The sequence below is a fragment of the Paenirhodobacter sp. CAU 1674 genome (assembly GCF_029222945.1).
GTDB lineage: Bacteria > Pseudomonadota > Alphaproteobacteria > Rhodobacterales > Rhodobacteraceae > Rhodobacter.
Genome location: NZ_JARHUH010000004.1, coordinates 122,597 through 139,737, shown reverse-complemented (window position 1 = coordinate 139,737; position 17,141 = coordinate 122,597). Strand labels below are relative to the sequence as shown.

The following is a 17,141-nucleotide window of genomic DNA, read 5'->3' as shown; positions in this document are numbered from 1 at the left end:
TTTCTCTGATTCTGCCCTTGACGCCCCGCGCGCTCTGCCTTAGCTACCCGCACCAATGGCTAGGTAGCTCAGCTGGTTAGAGCACGTGACTCATAATCACGGGGTCGGGGGTTCAAGTCCCCCCCTCGCCACCACTTCCCCCTTTTTCGATGATTTTGCGTGCCCCTGGGGCTACAGCCCCATGGTGCGTCACCGGATCACAGCGCGTTGAGAAAGGCCACCAGCGCTTCTTGCTCGTCCCGGGTCAGCCCAAGCGGCCGAATGTGCGGCGAACTGGTCGCCGCCGCGTCGAACAGCGGGTCGGAACGTGTCTTTGCATCCCGGGCATGCGACGCGCCGCCGCCGCCGTTATACAGCCCCACCACCCCGGCAAGGCTGGGAAACAGGCCGTTGTGCATGTAGGGCGCCGATCGCGCCACATGGCGCAGGCTCGGGGTCAGGAAACGCCCCGCGTCCTCGGTCACGCCGGTCGCCTCGAACCGGCCCAGATCCTGAAAGCGACGCCCGAAATAGGACAGGCCGATATTGTGGAACCGCTGATCCGACAGGGTGGGGCCGAAATGGCAATTGGCACAGCGCGCCTTGGTGCGGAACAGATGCAAGCCGCGCAGTTCAGTGTCGCTGAGGGCGCCGGGGGTGCCCGCAAGGAAGCGATCGAGCCTGCTGGGCGTGTCGAGCTGTCGCTGAAAGGCCGCCAGGGCCGAGGTGATCGTGACAAGCGTGATCTCTTCGCTGCCGAAGGCCTGGCCGAAAAGCGCCGGGTAGGGCGGCTTGGCCGCGACCCGCGCCACCATCGCGGCCAGGTCCTGCACCGCCATTTCATCAGGTGCGGTCAGCGGGCCGATCGCCTGATCTTCCAGACTGGCGGCGCGGCCATCCCAGAACAGGGCCTGCCGGGTGCCCGCCGCAAACAGCGCGGGGGCGTTGCGCCGTCCCTCGGTGCGGCCATGTCCGAAGGACCGCGGCAGCCCGTCGGACCAGCCCAGACGGCGGTTGTGGCAGCTTTGGCAGGCGATGTGGCCCGAGTCCGACAGCACCGGGTCCTCGAACAGCCGTTGCCCCAAGGCGATGCGTGCCGCCTGCGGGCTGTCGGGGGCGGGGGGCGCGGGCAGCATCATCGGCGCCAGTTCGATATACGCCACGCCTGCGTCGATCCAGGGGGCGGGCCAGCGTGCCGGATCGCCAGAATACAGCGCGCGCAGGTCGTCGGGGTCGGTCAGGTCGGGGCGGCGGCCTTCTACCGCCCCGACCAGCAGCACCAGCGCCACCGCCCCCCAGACCGGCCAGAGCCAGCGCTGCGCCCGCAGTCCTCTGGCCACCGAGAAAAAGCGCGTCATCATCCGCTCACCACGTCATCGAGGTGCCAAGCCAGACCGAGCGCCCGGCGATCCAGGGATTGACCGAGCTCGCGGTCTTGTTGCCGCGCTGGTTGAACAGGTTGGCGACCTTCAGATCAAGCGACACCGGATTGCCCCGCACCTCGGCCACCCGGGCCTGCAGGTTCAGATCGACCGTCACCACGGGTTCATAGTGGAAGGGGACATACAGCAGATGCGGCTGGGTGCCGTAGATCGGATGGTCCCGATCCGACTCGGCGCAGTCGGAGGTCGACGAAGACTGGCATCGGGCACCGTCATAGGCAAAGGTCACCCCGGTCGAGACGCCGGCTTTCAGGCCGCCATCGTTCCAGCTGCCGGTCAGGTCCACAGCCGCCCGCACGGGGATGTCGAAGCTGCCGGTTGCCGCGGTGAACTCGTCGCGCGTGTAGGACTGGTCTTCATACCAGATGAATTCCATCGCCTCGCCATCTTCGGACCCGCCGAAATAGCTCTCGGCCGAGACCCTGCGCTTGGCGATGACACCCGAGAAGGTCAGCCCGACATAGTCGAGGCGGCCTTTCTTGCGCGGCTGCCAGCGCTTTTCATATTCTAGCGTGAAGGATTGATAGCGGCTGGTGCCATCATTGGTCAGCCGCTGCGTCAGCGAGCGGGTGTCGTCGGTCCGGCCCTCGTAGGTGCCGACGAATTGATCCTTGCCGTGCCTGTCGATGATGCGCGCGCGCCAGGTGCCATCGGTCAGCCCGTCGGTCCAGGTGGCGCCCAGCGACAACTCGTCCGTGTAGGGCGTTTTCAGATCGCCCTGCGAATAATAATAAAGCCCGTTGTCCAGCAGGGTCGTCCACTCACCCACGACGCCCCCGGTCGCGGTGCGCCGCTGCGTCAGCCCCCGGGGCACCCCGTCATGGATCGCATAGGTCATGTAATCGTCGCTGTAATAGCGATTGGCCCCGAACGTCAGGGTGAAGTCCGGCTTGGGCGTCCAGGTGGCGACAAGGCGGGGCGCGATATCCAGATTGTCCAGATAGTCGTTGTAATCGGCGCGCAGACCGGCGCGCAGGCCGAAATCGCCCGATGTCTGATCGAGTTCCAGGAACGCCTCGGCCTTGGTTGCATCGACCTTCACGTCATAGGCGGGCTGCACGACGCGGGTTGAAAAGAACTGAGTCGGCAGGCAGTCGTCCGACCCTTCGGGGCAGATGTAGCTGCCCGTTGTAGTGCGGGTGGTGGACGAGTTGTGGACATAGCCCTCGCCCTTGCGGCGCGCGTTCACACGCTCTAGCGCGCCGCCCAGCTTGAACGTCCCGCGCCAGATGTCGCCTTCCAGCTTGCCCGAGATCCGCGCGCGCTGGTCTTCATAGGCCCGGTCGCCGATGCCGCCGGTGCGGCACGGAACCCCGGTCGCGGTGCCATAATCAATCGAACTGTCGCACCAGGCATCGAAGGCATCGGTCTGGTATCCGCCACGATAGGCGCCATACCACGAATAATAGGTGTTCGCATTGGCCAGGTTCTGGACGGAATTGTCCTGATAGCTGGCGTCCAGCGAAAACCGCATGTTTTTCAGCGCCACGCCAGCCAGCGACCGGTCCCCGAGCCCGCCTTCCCATTTCGCCGTCACGGCCCGCGAATCGTTCGTCTGGTGGATCTGCTGCCCGTCGACGTAGTGCGATTCCCATTCCCGATCGTAATCGTTCCAGGTCGCGGTCAGGTTGAGCGTGTTGTCGCTGCTGAACTCATGCTCGAAGCCAAGCAGCCAGAAGCGGGAATCGCTCTCGCTCGTGACGCTGCCGCGGCGGTATTGCGGCAAGACTTCCTTGGTCGCTTCCGCATGTTCCGTCGAATGGCCGAAAACCAGCGCGGAAGACGTGCCCACCGGCAGCGTCTGTTCGAACGCATAGCTTTGCTTCGTCCATTCGGGCTTGGGCTTGTCATCGGGATTGGTGCGGTCGTCGGTGCCCAGCTCATAGCTGGTCATGCTGTCGTTCTGGAACGAGAAGCTGGCCTTGCCCGAAACCTCGCGCGAGGGTTTGACCAGCTCATACTGCACCACTCCGCCCTGAAATCCGCCGAATTCCGCCGAGGCGTTGGAATCGGTCAGTGTGGCGGTGTCCAGCAGGCTGGACGGGATGAACTGGGTTTGCGAGTGCAGCCCGTAGATCGAATTGAAGTTGACGTTCCCCGTCTCTTCGTCAAGGGGTGTGGCCCCGAACGGATCTTCGTTGCCGGTCAGCGAGTTGACCGACATGCCATTGACGATGATCGTGTTCTGATCGGTCCGCGCGCCCGAAATCGACATCTCGCGCGGGCGCAGATCCAGCACGCTGTCGCCGTTCTCGCCCGCGGCATTGTCCGCATCGCCCGCGATCTGCACCGTCGGCATCTTGGTCAGGGCCTCGTTGGCATCGCTCGATCCGTCGCCGCGGGTGCGCAGTGCGTCGGCGCCCATCACCGTGGTGCCGGTGTCGGCCTTGTCGTCGGTCAGCAGGGAACTCAGCCATTCCGCAAAGCTGGTCCGCACCGTGATCGGGTCCAGCATGACGCTTTCCTGCGCATGGGCAGTGGGCGCAGCCAGCATGATCGCGCTCAGGGCGCAGCCACCGAGCAACAGGACGCGTCGCGCACGCGTCGGGGTTCCATAAGACATGATGCCATTTCCGTTTGTTATGGTTGGCGGAACTGGCGTGCGGCGGTGCTGGCTATCCCCTTCAAGCGCATGCCCAAACCATATCCGATAGTTTTAATCAACAAAAGGTGAGGCGCCGCCCGCCGTGTGCTCCGGGCCTGTTGTCAACGTGTCACACTTGCTCGGCCCCGGGGCACTGTGCAGTGCCGTCCTGCTACCGCAGCGGTTGCCGGGCCGTTCCTTTTGGCGGGCTGAGCGGCTAAGCTGGCGGACGAGGCAGAAAACAGGAGAGAGCGATGGGCAGAGCCCTTTTTGTTGCGCTGGCGGCAGGCATTTTGGCAGCAATCCTGAGTGCGGAACCGGCCGCGGCCGCCTGGCGCGAGCGCTACGAGGTGCATGGCGTCGAGGGCGATGACATGCTGAAGATGCGCGCGGGGCCGGGCACCGGATACGTCGTGATCCTAGGTTTGCCGAACGGCACCGTGCTGCGTGTCCACAGTTGCCAGCAGACCGGCGGCACCCGCTGGTGCAAGGTCTCGCTGGAACGGGCGCCGGGCCTGAAGGGGTATGTCTCCTGGGCGTATCTGCGGGAAATGTAAGCGGCTGGGGGGGCGGCCTGGCGCGTGTGATCTGATGGAAAATGGGGCGTTCGTGCCGGATTTTGTCGCAGATCGTCCGGGGGCGGGGATTTTACCCCGCAGGGCGGCAGAAATCCGCAGCCGCAGGGGCGAATGCGGGGCAGGATCAAGGCATGCGGATTTTAGCGATCTGAAATCAACGTGTTAAGATGCGCCTGCCGCTGCGGCGCGCCCGACACAGCAGGCCGCCCCTCGGTGGCGGGCCCCCGGAGATCCGATGCTCATACGCTATGGCTACGAAATCACCCTGACCTGCCCGCACCCCACACATATGGTCTGCCTGCTGGCGGTGCAGGACGACCGCGCGGCCGATCTGCGCACCTCCGAGACGTTCTTCACCACCCCCGCGGATCTGCCGAGTTCGAGCTATCGTGACATCTTCGGCAACCGTTGCCGCAGGCTGACCGCGCCTGCGGGGGATGTGACGATCTGGGGCGATGCGACCATCGCGGACAGCGGGCGGCCGGATGCCTGCTGCCCGGATGCCCGCGAAGTCCCGGTGGCAGAGCTGCCGGACGAGGTTTTGCTGTATCTGATCGGCAGCCGCTATTGCGAGACAGACCGGCTCAGCCAGATCGCCTGGGATCTGTTTGGCGGGCTTGCCCCGGGCTGGGGGCGGGTGCAGGCGGTGTGCGATTTCGTCAATCGGCACATCACCTTCGACTATATGCAGGCCCGTGCCACCCGCACCGCCTATGAGGCCTATCAGGAGCGTGTCGGCGTGTGCCGCGATTTCGCGCATCTGGCGGTGGCGCTGCTGCGTTGCCTCAATATCCCCGCGCGTTATGTGAACGGCTATCTGGGCGACATTGGCGTGCCCGAGGCGGGGCCGATGGATTTCAGCGCCTGGATCGAGGTCTGGCTCGACGGGGGCTGGCACACGTTCGATCCGCGCAACAATACGCGGCGGATCGGTCGGATCGTTGTGGCGCGGGGGCGCGATGCGACCGACGTGCCGCTGGTCAATTCCTTCGGCCCGCATGTGCTGAAATCGTTCCGGGTCTGGACCTATGAGGTGACACCGTAACCCGGAGCTGAACCGGGGTGGGCGGCCCTGCTCAGGCCTGCGCGCCGAACCCGGCAGGCCACGACGGCAGGACCCACGGCCCCCCCTGCGCGGGCGGCATCCCCACGCGCAGCGCGCAGCCATAGGTGCGCGAAAGCAGATCGTCGCGCATCACCTGTGCCGGTGTTCCGACGGCCTGAACCCGCCCCCCTGCCAGCAGCACCATCCGGTCGGCCACCATCGACGACAGGTTCAGATCGTGCATCACCGCCACCACGCCACCGCCCGCACGCGCGAAGCGGCGCATGATCGCCATCACCTCGAGCTGATGGCCGATGTCCAGGCTCGCCACCGGCTCGTCCAGCAAAAGCCAGCGGGGGCCGGCATGGCCGGTGGCCTGCCAGATCTGCGCACGGACACGGGCCAGATGGGCGCGCGCCTGCTGGCCGCCCGACAGCTGCTGGATCGGGCGGTGGGCCTCGGCGGACAGGCCGACCTCGGCCAGGGCGGCATCGACGATGGCGTCGTGATCGGCCTCGATCCCGGCCTGCAGGCCAAGCCGGACGACCTCGGCCACGGTGAAGGGGAAGGCGACCGAGGCGGATTGCTCCAGAACCCCGCGCAGCGCCGCCAGCCGCCAGCCTTCGGTCCGGGCGACCTCGTGGCCCTGCAAACGGATCGAGCCCTGATAGGGCAACTCGCCGCTGACCGCGCGCAAGAGCGTGGACTTGCCCGATCCGTTGGGCCCCAGAATGGCGGTGATTTCGCCGGGGTGGGCATCCAGGTCGATCCCGTGCAGCACGGCGTTGCGCCCGAGCGTGACGTGAAGATCGGCGATCTGCAGCATCCCTATAACCCCCCAAAGCCGCGACGGCGCAGCAAGATCCACAGGAAGACCGGCGCACCGATCACTGCGGTGACGATGCCGATCGGCAGCTCGGCCGGGGCGACGACCAGCCGCGCGATCAGGTCGGCCAGAACCAGCAGCGTCGCCCCCATCAGCGCGGCATTGGGCAGCAGTGCGCGGTGGTCGGGCCCCGCGGCCAGCCGCAGCAGATGCGGCACCACGATGCCGACAAAGCCGATCCCCCCCGCCAGCGCGACCGACGCCCCCGCCAGCGCCGCCACCACCAGCACCGCGTGGCGTTTCAGCCGTTCGACATCCGTGCCCATATGTGCCGCCGCCGCCTCGCCGAGCGCCAGCGCGTTCAGCCCCCGTGCCAGCCGCGGGGCCAGCGCCAGCGCGGGCACGATCAGCGCGGCGCCCGTGGCCAGCTTGGGCCAGCTCGCCCCGGCAAGCGACCCCATCCCCCAGAAGGTTAGGTCGCGCAGCTGCCGGTCGTCGGCAAGATAGGTCAGCACCCCGGTCAGCGCCCCCGCCATCGCCGCCAGCGCGATCCCGGCCAGCAGGAGCGTTGCGACCGAGGTGCGCCCCCCGCGGCTGGCCACGCGATAGAGCAGCAGCGTCGCGGCCCAGGCGCCCAGGAAGGCCGCGACCGGCACCAGATGCTGCCCCAGCAGAACGGTCAGCGCGCCGGGCAGCATCCCGCCCAGTACGATCGCCGCAACCGCGCCCAGCCCCGCGCCAGCCCCCACGCCGATGATCCCGGGATCGGCCAGCGGGTTGCGAAACAGCCCCTGCATCACCGCGCCCGCAACCGCGAGCCCGGCGCCCACCATCACCCCCATCACCAGCCGTGGCAGCCGGATGTCGAGCAACACGACCTTGTCGCGCGCGCTGATCCCGTTCCCCGACAGCGCGTCGCCCAGCACCTGCAACAGCGACACGCCCGCAGCGCCCGTCGCCACGGACAGCACGCCCGCCACCAGCAGCAGCGCCACCAAAGCCGCCCGCAGTCGCAGGGGCCCCGGGCGTGGCGTGCCTGTGGTGGCAAGATGCGTCATGGCCATCTCAGCCGTTCTCTGCCGTGCGGGGATAGAGTGCGCGATGCAGTTGGGCCGCGGCCTGCGGTGTGCGCGGGCCAAAGCCCAGCAGCAGCATGCCGTCCATGCGGATCACCGCGCCTGCCTGTGCGGCGGGGGTGGCCCCCAGTGCGGGATGGGCCAGAATATCGGCATTGCTGATCGCCAGATCGCCCTCGCGGTCCATCATCAGGATGACATCGGGGGCGGCGGCCAGCACGGCCTCGTCGGTCATCTGCTTGTAGCCTTCGAAACCTTCGGCCGCATTGACCGCGCCCGCAAGCCGGGTGATCGCATCCGCTGACGAGTTCGCCCCGCCTGCCATCACCCGCCCGCCCTGGATCGCCAGAACGAACAGCACCCGTTTGGGTGTTTCAATGGCCGCCGCCTCGGCGCGGACCTGCGCCATCGCCGCGCTGAAGGCATCGGCCAGCGCCTGTGCTTCGGCCGGGCGTTCCAGTGCCGCGCCGACGGTGGTGATCTTGGCCAGCACGCCCTCGGGTGACGCCTCGCCGGGCAGGGCGACATAGTCCACACCCGCGGCTTTCAGCACCTCGACCGCCTCGACCGGCCCGGCGGTGGCCTCGGCCAGGATCAGTTGCGGATCGAGTGCGAGCACCCCTTCGGGTGACAGCGCGCGGACATATCCGACATCGGGCAAGGCCTGCACCGAAGGCGGAAATTCCGACGTGGAATCGCGCCCGACGAGCAGGGATTCTGCCCCCAGGGCCGCGACGATCTCGGTCACCGCGCCGCCCAGGGCTATCACGCGCTGGGGCGGTTCGGCCTGCACTGGCGCGCCTGTGGCCAGACCCGTGCTGAGCGCGGCAATCAGGGCGAGGCGTTTCATGCGCCCGCCTCCAGCCGCGGCAGACCGGCCAGCATTGCATTGAACTCGGCGATGCCGCCATCCTTACGCGAGCCGAAGATCTGCAGGATCAGCCCGCCCTCGGCATCGAAGGCCTCAAGGCTCAGCGCGGGGCCGTTTTTCGTGGGCTTGTCGACCAGCCAGACCTCGGCGATGTGGTCGCCGCGCAGATGCAGGTTGAAGCGCGGGTCGAGCACGTTGATCCAGGGGCCCATCGGGGTGACGGTCTCGATCCGGCCGCCGTGGATTTCGATGCAGCCCATGTTGCCGACGAAGATCATCACCGGGATTGCCTGCGCGGCCGCCTGTTCCAGCAACAGCCGCACGGCGTCGGTGGCCATCGCGGTGGCCAGCGGGTCGCCCGCGATCCGATAGGCGCCCAGCCGGTTCATCTTGAGCTTCGACACCAGCCGCAGGAACTGATGCGTGTCGGTCATCTGTGCCCATTCGGCGCGCAGGATTTCGGCCTTGGCCGGGTCTGCCTTGGGGGCCTCGGTGGGCGCGCGCGGCGCCAGATCCAGCGTCTGGGACTGTTCGGGCAGGCGCAACTCGGCGACCAGGCGGTCAAAGGCCGCCACGTCGCTTTCGGGTTTCAGATGGATCTTGTGGATCGCATCGCCCGCCGCGTCGAAGATCTGGACCGAGCGTTTGCCCCCTTCGTCCAGCGCGAAGGCATGCACCCAGTGGCGGGCAAAGATCCGCAGGTCGATCTCGGAACCCAGCACCATCTGTGCATGCCCGCCCGAGTGATAGGCCTCATAGGTGCCGCGCCGTTCGATCACGCAGCTTTCATTGCGCGTCAGCGCCATCACGTCGCCCAATGCCGTGACCAGCGGCATCAGCGCGTCTGGGTGCGGCGCGATCCGGGTCGCGCCAGCGCCCACCTGCGCGGCCACAAGATCGGCCTCGCGCAGCCCGTGCTGGGCGGCGAAATCGCGGGCGCGCAGCTTGGGCGCCTCCGCGCGCAGGGCACGGATATGGGCGGGGGACATGAGGTCGGAAGTGGAGCCATCGGCAGCCATGCAAGATCCTTTCGCGGTCTTTTGGAAGGCGCGGATCTGGCGGGAGGCGGGGCCTCGGGCTGGGCGCAGGGGCGAACATATCGCCAAGATATACTTGACTAGTTTTGTCGGATTCCCTAATCGACATTCACGGGAAGTTCAAGACAGATTCTGCTGCCAGCCTCGTGCCAGCCCCTCGCAGACAAAAAGGGGATATCATGGCACGCATGCCGTCAGCCCGACGCGGGCATCTTTTCACATCCGTCACCACGGCCGCGCTGATCGCCGCCGCACCCATGCCGGCGCTGGCACAAGAAGGCGAGGACGTCATCACCCTGTTGGGGCGGATCGTTTTCGGCTGGGGGCAGCCCAAGGTGGCGATCGACACGCCGCAGGCGGTCAGTGTGCTCGATCAGCAGGATCTGGACCGTGAGCAGCCGCGCACCCTGGGCGATCTGTTCGCCAATGTGCCGGGCGTGCAGGCCGCGGGCGCCTCGGCGCGGGCCCTGGGGCAGGCGTTCAACATCCGCGGTATCGGCAATGCCGAACAGGCGGGCAGCCAGAACCGGATCATCGTCACTGTCGACGGCGCGGTGAAGTTCTTCGAGCAATACCGCACCGGCTCGTTCTTCGGTGACCCCGAGCTTTACAAGCGTGTCGAGGTGCTGCGGGGGCCTGCATCCTCTACGCTTTACGGGTCCGGGGCGATTGGCGGTGTGGTGAATTTCACCACCAAGGATGCGGCCGATTTCATCCCCGAGGGAAAGACCGGCGCGGTCCGCTTCAAGGGCAGCTATGACAGCAACGGCGACGGGCGGATCGGCACGGTGACGCTGGCGCAGACTCTGGGCGAGAATGCCGATTTGCTGGCCAGTTTCTCGCTGGGTAGTTCGGGCGACATGAAAGACGGCGGCGGCGATACGATCCCGGCGACGGCGGGCGATCGCTGGTCGGGGCTGATCAAGGGCAACTATTACTTTGGCGAGAATGACGACCAGCGCCTGACGCTGAGCCTGTCGCGCACCGACAGCGATCTGGACGACGCCGCCGTGGCACAGACCGGGGGGGCGGTTGCGACCTATTTCGGCACCTCGGATCTGCATGCCATCGACGACACGGTGACACTGACCTATGCGCATGAAGGGGCGGACAATCCCTGGCTCGATTTCGAGGCGTCGCTGAGCTATTCCGACACCTCGACCGAGCGCGACAACTTCTCGCTGGGGTTCATGTGTGGCGCCGGCACGATGCAGGTGCTGTGCCCGAACACCGCCAGTTATGAAACCACGGCGCTCAGGCTGGAAAATACCGTCGAGATGAGCAAGGGCGCCTGGCAGAATTATCTGACCTTCGGCACGCAACTGTCGCATCAGGATCGCTTCGCGCGATCCAGCGTCGGGGCGCCTGCGTTCCACCCGGGGGGCACCGAAGACAAGCTGGGCGTCTATGCGCAGGGCGAGCTGATCTGGAACGAACGGCTGACGATCACCCCGGGGCTGCGGATCGACCGTGCGTGGCTTTCGCCCGATGCCTCGGCGGCTGCGGCGGGGGGCACCGATCAATCGGATACGGCCATTTCGCCCAAGATCGCCGCGCTTTACAAGCTTGACGAAAGCTGGGGTGTCTTCGGTTCGCTCGCGCGCACCGAACGGATGCCGACGCTGGACGAGCTGTATTCGAGCGACGGCATCGGTGCGGCGGGCCGGATGCCGAGCCTCAATCTGGACAAGGAAAAGGCCACCACCGTCGAGCTGGGCGTGACCTATCAGGCGCAGGGCGTTTTCAGCGCGGAGGACAGCCTGACCGCGAAGGCTACGCTGTTTCACAACGACCTGACCGACCTGATTGCGGCAAACCCTTCGGGCTCGGCCGGGCTGCCGTATTTCCGCAACATCAATGCCGCCAAGATCTGGGGGGCTGAACTGGAAGCGGCCTATGATGCCGAGCGCTGGTTCGGTCAGCTGGCCTGGTCCAAGGTGCGTTCGAAGGATGAATCGACCGGCCTGACGCTGACCGACACGCCGGCCGAGAATGTCGCGCTGACGCTGGGGGCGAAATTCCCCGATCGGGGGGTGCGGATGGGCTGGCGGGTGCAGGGTTTCGCGGCGATCGCCACCGCGTCGGCCACGACCTCGGCCGGGGGCTATGCAGTGCATGACGCCTTCGTCAGCTGGCAGCCGCAGAGCGAGGCGCTGGCCGGGCTGTCGGTCAACCTGACGGTCGAGAACGTGTTCGACCGCGATTATCGCAACAACCTGTCGCTGGATGATGCGCCCGGGCGCAACGTCAAGATCGCGCTGGCAAAGGCGGTGACCTGGTAAGACCGCCGGTCCGTTTCGCATGGATCGTCCACGCCGCCCCGAAAGGGGCGGCGTTATTTCATTGCCCGGCCGCCTGCGACCGGGCGCGTTCCCGTGCGAGCGTGGCGGCCTCGGCCGCGGCCAGCCGTGCCACGGCGGCGGCTTCGCTGCCGGTCTCGCGCAGGGCCCGCGTCCAGATCCGCCCGACCGAGGCGGCCGACCACGGCAGCACCGCTTGCGCCACCCAGGCGCGGGCCGGGGCGGGCAGACGGTCGAAGGCGGCCATTGGCGCGGCCCGGGTGCGCGTGGGCAGCCGGGTGGCCAGATTGCGCCTCATGCGTCGGCCTGCGCCGCTGCACCCCACCGCGGGAACGGGTCGGGCAGGGTGGCCCAGACTTCGGGGATGAAGCGGGTCTCGGGCACCAGGCAGCGGTCGAGCATGGCCTCGATCCGGGCGCGGTTCATGGTCCCAAGCATGCCGATGAAGACCATCTCTTGCCGCCGGTCGCCGAATTCCTGCGCCACGGCGGCGGCCATCCGGGCGCGCGCCTCGGCGGGCCAGCGGCTTTCGGGTACCGCCGCCCACCACAGCCCGAGCCCGCGCACCTCGAGCATCGGCCCCGCCACCGAAAATTCGCCCGCCCAGTCGGGCCGCGTCGCCAGCCAGAAGTGCCCCTTGGCGCGGATCACCCCCGGCAGCGGCGTTTCAAAGAATTCGGCCAGTTTCGCGGGGTCGAACGGGCGTTCGGCGCGATAGACGAAAGAGGTGATGCCATATTCGGCATCTTCGGGCACATGATCGGCAAAGCCATACAGCTCTTGCGCCCAGGTCGGGTGACGGTGCGCGGCCTCGAAACTGAAGCGCCCGGTGCCCAGGATCTCGGACGGATCGACACGGCCGAAATCGGTTTCGATGATCTTTGCATCGGCATTCAGGGCCCGCAGGATCGCGCGGGCGGTCGTGCGCTGCGCTTCGGTCGCGGCGCCGATCTTGTTCAGCACGATCACGTCGGCAAATTCGATCTGCTCGGTCAGCAGCTGCACCAGACTGCGTTCGTCCTCGGGGCCCAGCTCGGCGCCGCGGTCGGCCAGAAAATCCTGCGTGCTGAAATCGCGCGTCAGGTTGGCGGCATCGACCACGGTCACCATCGTGTCGAGCCGGGCCACATCATCCAGCGCCAGCCCGTTTTCGTCGCGGAATTCGAAGGTCGCGGCCACCGGCAGGGGTTCGGACACGCCGGTCGATTCGATCAGCAGATAGTCGAAGCGGTTCTCGGCGGCGAGCCTGCGCACCTCGGTCAGCAGGTCGTCGCGCAGCGTGCAGCAGATGCAGCCGTTGGTCAGTTCGACCAGCTTTTCCTCGCCGCGCGTCAGGCTGCCCCCGGCGCGGATCAGATCGGCGTCGATGTTCACCTCGGACATGTCGTTGACGATGACGGCCACGCGCTGACCGGCGCGATTGGCCAGAATGTGATTGAGAAGCGTGGTCTTGCCGGCCCCGAGGAAGCCGGAAAGCACGGTGACGGGAAGACGGTTGGTCATGGCGATTCCTGTTATAGTGTAACGAGTGTTATACAGTAACATTTGGGCGGGGCAAGACCCGCCCCCCCCCCGGGCGCCGCAAATCCGGGCTGGCCGCGCGGGGCTGGCGCGGCTAAAACGCGATCAAAGGAGAATGCGATGCAGCTTTGGGTCGGTCTGGGCAATCCCGGTGCGAAATATGCGGGCAACCGGCACAATATCGGGTTCATGGCGCTGGACCGGATCGCGGCGGATCACGGCTTCGCGCCGTGGCGGGCGAAGTTTCAGGGCCAGCTGAGCGAGGGGCGGCTCGGGTCAGAGCGGATTGTCCTGCTCAAGCCCGAAACCTTCATGAACCTGTCGGGGCAGTCGGTGCGCGCGGCGGCGGATTTTTACAAGATCGCGCCGTCCGAGATCGTCGTGTTCCATGACGAACTGGATCTGGCGCCGGGCAAATGCCGGGTGAAATCGGGGGGCGGGCATGCGGGCCACAACGGCTTGCGCTCTATCCATGCGCATATCGGCGATGCTTACGACCGTGTGCGGCTGGGCATCGGGCATCCCGGTCACAAGGATCGCGTGGCCGATTATGTGCTGAGCGATTTTGCCAAGGCCGATCAGGACTGGCTTGACGACCTGCTGCGCGGCATTTCGGATGGTGCGCCCGCGCTGGCGGCGGGCGAGGGCGGCAAGTTCCTGAATGCGGTCAGCCTGCGCACCGCGCCGCCGCGCAGTTCGGGCGGGGCCGGGGCTGCGCCGCAGGCAAAGCAGGCGCCCACCCCGAAACCCACACCACCCGCAGCTGCGCCCGCCGATCCCCGCTCGGCCCTGGAAAAACTGGCCGACAAGTTCAAACGCTAAGCCCGGCGCAGGGGGCGCGTCTTACCAGTGGCCGGTGTTGGGCATGCTGGCCCAGGGCTCTGCCGGGGGTAGGGCGGCGCCATTCTGCAGCAGCTCGATCGAGATATTGTCGGGGCTGCGCACGAAGGCCATGTGCCCGTCGCGCGGGGGGCGGTTGATGGTGACGCCATTGTCCATCAGGTGCTGACAGGTGGCATAGATGTCATCGACCCCATAGGCGAGGTGGCCGAAATGGCGGCTGTCCGAGGGCAGGCCCGTATCGCCGTCCCAGTTGAAGGTCAGCTCGACGGGGCATTCCTCTTGCCCCTCGGGGGCCATGAAGACCAGCGAGAAACGCCCGGCCTCGTTGTCGTAGCGGCGGGTCTCGCGCAGGCCCAGCAGCTTGTAGAACGCCATGCTTTTTTCCAGGTCCAGAACGCGGACCATCGTGTGCAGATATTTCAGGCTCATCTCGGCTCTCCTTTGCCTTGCCCAACCTAAAGCGCGCGGGCGCGGTGGCAAGGCTCAGAAGGTCGAGCGCAGGCCCACCGCGACGGCCAGTTCGCTGCTTTCGAAACGGCTGATGTTGCTGTCGGTGACAATGCTTTGCAGCTTCACCTCGGGGGCGAACCCGGCATAGCTGACCGCGGGGGCCCACAGGCCCAGTTCGGCAAAGACGCTGTTGTCCTGACGCCCGCCTTCGGGGTGAAAGAACAGCACCGTATAATCGGGATAGACCGTGCGGCTGAGCCCGGCGCCCAGGCTGATCGCCAGCGGACCGAGCCGCAGGTCGGGTTCGTAATGCACCGATCCCGAAACCGACCAGTAGCGCGCATTGTCCAACCGCGATTGCAGCGCGCTGAGCGACACCCCCGCCGAAAATTGCCCCTGTGCCAAGGGTTGCGCATAGCTCAGGTTCAGCCTGCGGCGAATGTCGGTGCGGGTATCGTCGTCGCGGGCGCGGGCCTCGGCGCTGGCACCAAAACTCAGCTGCGGGGTCGCGGGGCCGGTGCCGATCCGCCGGGTGCCATTCAGGTCCAGCCCGGCGTAGTGATAGGCCGCATCGCCGCCTTCCCAGACCTGACCGGCCGTCGCCTTGAGGCCAAGCCCGTAGCTGCCCAGAACCCGGGTATGACCCAGGCTGACACCCACCGCCGCGCCGGAATAATCCGAATTCGGAATTTCCGCGGGCAGGGTGCCGGGCGGGCTGCCGGGGGGCGGCAGGGCGATCGGGTGGCCTTCCAGATCGACCGCGCGCACATAGGTGTCCAGCCCGATCCGGGTTTCGCTGGTCTCGCCGCGCGCCAGCCGATAGCTGATGTCGAAACTGGCGGTGCCGACAAGCCCGGGCAGGGCCATCGCGTCGTCGCTCAGGTAGCCCACCGCATCATAGCCGTCGATGATGTTCAGCCGTTCGTCCGCACCGCCATTCGCGTTGTTCGAGGGGCGAAGCCCTAGCTTCACGCTCCACGCAAGCGGGCTGATGGCGCGCAGACGCTTGAAATCCCGCACGGCAACGGCGCGATAGCGCGGATCGGGTGCGTATTGGATCGTCTGGCGCGCCCAGTATTGCGCGGGGATCCAGCGTTGATCGGCCACCGCGACCTTGGCCGCCAGCCGGGCGGCTTCGTAATGCTGGCGTTCGGTTCCCGCTTCGGCGAAACTGCGTTTTGCGGCGGTGCGTGCGACCTGGGTCTGCCCCGCGCGCAGCATCACCAAGCCTACGACATAATGCCCCAGCGGATCGTCGGGGGCGCGCAACAACAGCGCCTCGGCGACGCGCAAGGCCTCGGCCTCGTGCCCCGTGGTGGTCAACGCCGTCGCCAGCCGCTGCAATTGCGGCACGCTCAGATCGGCAAGCTGCACCTCTTCGGCCCGGGCAGGCAGAGCCCAGATCGCCAGAGCGGCCAGAGCCGACCACGCGGCCCGCCGCAGCGGGCCGCGCAGCTGTCGCTCAGGGCGCGACATGGTTGCAGGGGGCAGAGGTGTTGTCCGGGCCGCATTTGGTCAGTACGAAGGTGCCGTGTTCCACTGCATTGGGCAGGGAAGTCACGTTATCTATATAGACGACGCCCGCGACCGAATTCGCATCGGTGCCGCCAAAGATCCCGCCGTAATCGCCAATTTCTTGCAGGCTGGGGTTTTCCACCTTGCCTACAAATGTGCCATCGGTGCCGATGCTGCTGGGAACCAGGATCACATCTTCCAGATTGAAGTTTTCATCAATCATCACCCGGTCATAGATCGCGCCATTGACCAGATTGTCGCTGAAGTTGGCGTTGAGGAAAATCGTGCCGCTGACCCGCGAGGATTGCCGCGGCAGGGTAGCGGGATCGGCATCGCCGGGGTCCAGCAATTCGCTGGTCGGGTCGCCGTATTGCACGCGGCCGTTCATCACCGCCGCATAATCGCCCGCGTAGGAAACCTGCCCTTCGGCCGGTCCGTCGCCGATTTCGGGACGGTCGAAGCTGCCGTTTCGGCTGTAGATCCCGCCGCCGAAATGGCGGTTGAACTGGCCGCCGTCGGACACCGTCGCCGCCGTGACCGCGCCATCGTCCGAGGTCTTGGCCAGCGCCACGAACATCCGGTCCAGCGCGTCTTCCTGCATCTTGTAAGCCTTGTAACCCGCCACATCCAGCGAGGCGACGCGGTCGAACTCGACCAGCGTCGGGGTCGAATCGAGACCTGCGATCTGCACCTGCAACGTCGTACCGTCATAGGCGATGGCCTGCAGGTCGCCCTTCAGCACCGTGGGAATCGTCGTCGTCTCGGTGCCGCCATCGGTCGTGCCACCGGTTCCGTCCGGGCTCGATATGACGGCGGGGCCATTTCCGCTGCAGCCTGCAATCGCCAGCAGGGCCGCCAGCGGCCAAATAACTCTCGACATTATGGTTCTTTCTTTAAATCCTGCCTGCTGTGAGGGTGCCGAAAATGTCGAAAAAAGTCAATTTCTGTAACGCCTTCGCGAGGTCGGTGTGGCGGGCTGTGCCCCTGTGGCGACACCCCGCGATGCAGGGCACAGCATCTCGCGGCCAGCCGTGGGCGGGGTGGCAAATCTGGTGTGGGGCCGGTCCGGGCGGC

Annotated in this window: 15 protein-coding genes and 1 tRNA gene; 5 read left to right on the top strand and 11 right to left on the bottom strand. The window is 66.6% G+C overall.

Translation table 11 applies throughout. The features are described 5' to 3' along the window. Positions 1-57: 57 nt before the first annotated feature. A tRNA-Met gene (locus P2G62_RS07360) sits at positions 58-134 on the top strand. A gap of 63 nt (positions 135-197) precedes the next feature. Here P2G62_RS07360 and P2G62_RS07355 read toward each other — a convergent pair. Further along, the gene (locus P2G62_RS07355) at positions 198-1,337 is read right to left on the bottom strand and encodes a cytochrome c peroxidase (RefSeq protein WP_275734232.1); all 1,140 of its coding nucleotides are present in this window, start codon (positions 1,335-1,337) and stop codon (positions 198-200) included. 7 nt (positions 1,338-1,344) lie between these two features. Then, positions 1,345-3,984, bottom strand: coding sequence for a TonB-dependent receptor plug domain-containing protein (locus P2G62_RS07350; RefSeq protein WP_275734231.1), 2,640 nt, complete (start codon positions 3,982-3,984; stop codon positions 1,345-1,347). 275 nt (positions 3,985-4,259) lie between these two features. Here P2G62_RS07350 and P2G62_RS07345 point away from each other — a divergent pair, with 275 nt between their 5' ends. Next, the gene (locus tag P2G62_RS07345) at positions 4,260-4,562 is read left to right on the top strand and encodes an SH3 domain-containing protein (RefSeq protein ID WP_275734230.1); all 303 of its coding nucleotides are present in this window, start codon (positions 4,260-4,262) and stop codon (positions 4,560-4,562) included. A gap of 256 nt (positions 4,563-4,818) precedes the next feature. Next, entirely contained in the window at positions 4,819-5,628 is an 810-nt protein-coding gene (locus P2G62_RS07340; RefSeq protein WP_275734229.1) for a transglutaminase family protein, read from the top strand. A 31-nt stretch (positions 5,629-5,659) separates the two neighbouring features. Here P2G62_RS07340 and P2G62_RS07335 read toward each other — a convergent pair whose 3' ends face one another. The 4 genes from P2G62_RS07335 to P2G62_RS07320 are packed head-to-tail and all read right to left on the bottom strand — an operon-like array spanning position 5,660 to position 9,420. After that, the gene (locus P2G62_RS07335; protein WP_275734228.1) at positions 5,660-6,454 is read right to left on the bottom strand and encodes a heme ABC transporter ATP-binding protein; all 795 of its coding nucleotides are present in this window, start codon (positions 6,452-6,454) and stop codon (positions 5,660-5,662) included. Between the two features lie 2 nt (positions 6,455-6,456). Then, positions 6,457-7,512 carry an iron ABC transporter permease gene (locus P2G62_RS07330; protein ID WP_275734227.1) on the bottom strand — a complete coding sequence of 352 codons (1,056 nt, stop codon included), beginning with the start codon at positions 7,510-7,512 and terminating at the stop codon, positions 6,457-6,459. Between the two features lie 7 nt (positions 7,513-7,519). Continuing rightward, complete coding sequence (locus P2G62_RS07325; protein WP_275734226.1) at positions 7,520-8,380, bottom strand: ABC transporter substrate-binding protein; 861 nt, start codon at positions 8,378-8,380, stop codon at positions 7,520-7,522. Continuing rightward, the gene (locus P2G62_RS07320) at positions 8,377-9,420 is read right to left on the bottom strand and encodes a ChuX/HutX family heme-like substrate-binding protein (RefSeq protein ID WP_275734225.1); all 1,044 of its coding nucleotides are present in this window, start codon (positions 9,418-9,420) and stop codon (positions 8,377-8,379) included. The genes P2G62_RS07325 and P2G62_RS07320 overlap by 4 nt, the downstream gene beginning before the upstream one ends. A 197-nt stretch (positions 9,421-9,617) precedes the next feature. On the opposite strand from P2G62_RS07320, the gene P2G62_RS07315 reads away from it, so the two are divergent. Next, a complete protein-coding gene (locus P2G62_RS07315) occupies positions 9,618-11,720 on the top strand; it encodes a TonB-dependent receptor (RefSeq protein WP_275734224.1) in 2,103 nt (700 codons plus the stop codon). A gap of 58 nt (positions 11,721-11,778) precedes the next feature. Here the strand turns inward: P2G62_RS07315 and P2G62_RS07310 are convergent, their stop codons facing one another. Further along, positions 11,779-12,036 (bottom strand): DUF6525 family protein, encoded by a 258-nt coding sequence (locus P2G62_RS07310; protein WP_275734223.1) that lies wholly within the window; start codon positions 12,034-12,036, stop codon positions 11,779-11,781. Further along, positions 12,033-13,241, bottom strand: a complete 1,209-nt coding sequence (locus P2G62_RS07305; RefSeq protein ID WP_275734222.1) for a GTP-binding protein — start codon at positions 13,239-13,241, stop codon at positions 12,033-12,035. Before P2G62_RS07305 ends, P2G62_RS07310 begins: the two co-directional genes overlap by 4 nt. A 138-nt stretch (positions 13,242-13,379) precedes the next feature. Between P2G62_RS07305 and pth the strand changes: the two genes are divergently transcribed. Further along, a complete protein-coding gene (gene pth / locus P2G62_RS07300; protein ID WP_275734221.1) occupies positions 13,380-14,081 on the top strand; it encodes an aminoacyl-tRNA hydrolase in 702 nt (233 codons plus the stop codon). A gap of 21 nt (positions 14,082-14,102) precedes the next feature. On the opposite strand, the gene P2G62_RS07295 is transcribed toward pth, so the two are convergent. From P2G62_RS07295 to P2G62_RS07285, 3 genes are read right to left on the bottom strand one after another with little or no spacing between them, the layout of a single operon-like run. Continuing rightward, positions 14,103-14,531: a VOC family protein gene (locus P2G62_RS07295; RefSeq protein WP_275734220.1), complete on the bottom strand. Its 429-nt coding sequence runs from the start codon at positions 14,529-14,531 to the stop codon at positions 14,103-14,105. A 54-nt stretch (positions 14,532-14,585) separates the two neighbouring features. Further along, complete coding sequence (locus P2G62_RS07290) at positions 14,586-16,028, bottom strand: hypothetical protein (RefSeq protein ID WP_275734219.1); 1,443 nt, start codon at positions 16,026-16,028, stop codon at positions 14,586-14,588. Beyond that, the gene (locus tag P2G62_RS07285) at positions 16,015-16,947 is read right to left on the bottom strand and encodes a hypothetical protein (protein WP_275734218.1); all 933 of its coding nucleotides are present in this window, start codon (positions 16,945-16,947) and stop codon (positions 16,015-16,017) included. Before P2G62_RS07285 ends, P2G62_RS07290 begins: the two co-directional genes overlap by 14 nt. Positions 16,948-17,141: the final 194 nt, after the last annotated feature.

Bases quoted from the DNA above. Each gene is read 5' to 3' on its own strand.
- pth (WP_275734221.1), top strand. From the start codon at position 13,380: ATGCAGCTTTGGGTCGGTCTGGGCAATCCCGGTGCGAAATATGCGGGC.
- P2G62_RS07350 (WP_275734231.1), bottom strand. From the start codon at position 3,984: ATGTCTTATGGAACCCCGACGCGTGCGCGACGCGTCCTGTTGCTCGGT.
- P2G62_RS07320 (WP_275734225.1), bottom strand. From the start codon at position 9,420: ATGGCTGCCGATGGCTCCACTTCCGACCTCATGTCCCCCGCCCATATC.
- P2G62_RS07355 (WP_275734232.1), bottom strand. From the start codon at position 1,337: ATGACGCGCTTTTTCTCGGTGGCCAGAGGACTGCGGGCGCAGCGCTGG.
- P2G62_RS07335 (WP_275734228.1), bottom strand. From the start codon at position 6,454: ATGCTGCAGATCGCCGATCTTCACGTCACGCTCGGGCGCAACGCCGTG.
- P2G62_RS07345 (WP_275734230.1), top strand. From the start codon at position 4,260: ATGGGCAGAGCCCTTTTTGTTGCGCTGGCGGCAGGCATTTTGGCAGCA.
- P2G62_RS07340 (WP_275734229.1), top strand. From the start codon at position 4,819: ATGCTCATACGCTATGGCTACGAAATCACCCTGACCTGCCCGCACCCC.
- P2G62_RS07285 (WP_275734218.1), bottom strand. From the start codon at position 16,947: ATGTCGAGAGTTATTTGGCCGCTGGCGGCCCTGCTGGCGATTGCAGGC.
- P2G62_RS07315 (WP_275734224.1), top strand. From the start codon at position 9,618: ATGGCACGCATGCCGTCAGCCCGACGCGGGCATCTTTTCACATCCGTC.
- P2G62_RS07310 (WP_275734223.1), bottom strand. From the start codon at position 12,036: ATGAGGCGCAATCTGGCCACCCGGCTGCCCACGCGCACCCGGGCCGCG.
- P2G62_RS07295 (WP_275734220.1), bottom strand. From the start codon at position 14,531: ATGAGCCTGAAATATCTGCACACGATGGTCCGCGTTCTGGACCTGGAA.
- P2G62_RS07325 (WP_275734226.1), bottom strand. From the start codon at position 8,380: ATGAAACGCCTCGCCCTGATTGCCGCGCTCAGCACGGGTCTGGCCACA.
- P2G62_RS07290 (WP_275734219.1), bottom strand. From the start codon at position 16,028: ATGTCGCGCCCTGAGCGACAGCTGCGCGGCCCGCTGCGGCGGGCCGCG.
- P2G62_RS07330 (WP_275734227.1), bottom strand. From the start codon at position 7,512: ATGACGCATCTTGCCACCACAGGCACGCCACGCCCGGGGCCCCTGCGA.
- P2G62_RS07305 (WP_275734222.1), bottom strand. From the start codon at position 13,241: ATGACCAACCGTCTTCCCGTCACCGTGCTTTCCGGCTTCCTCGGGGCC.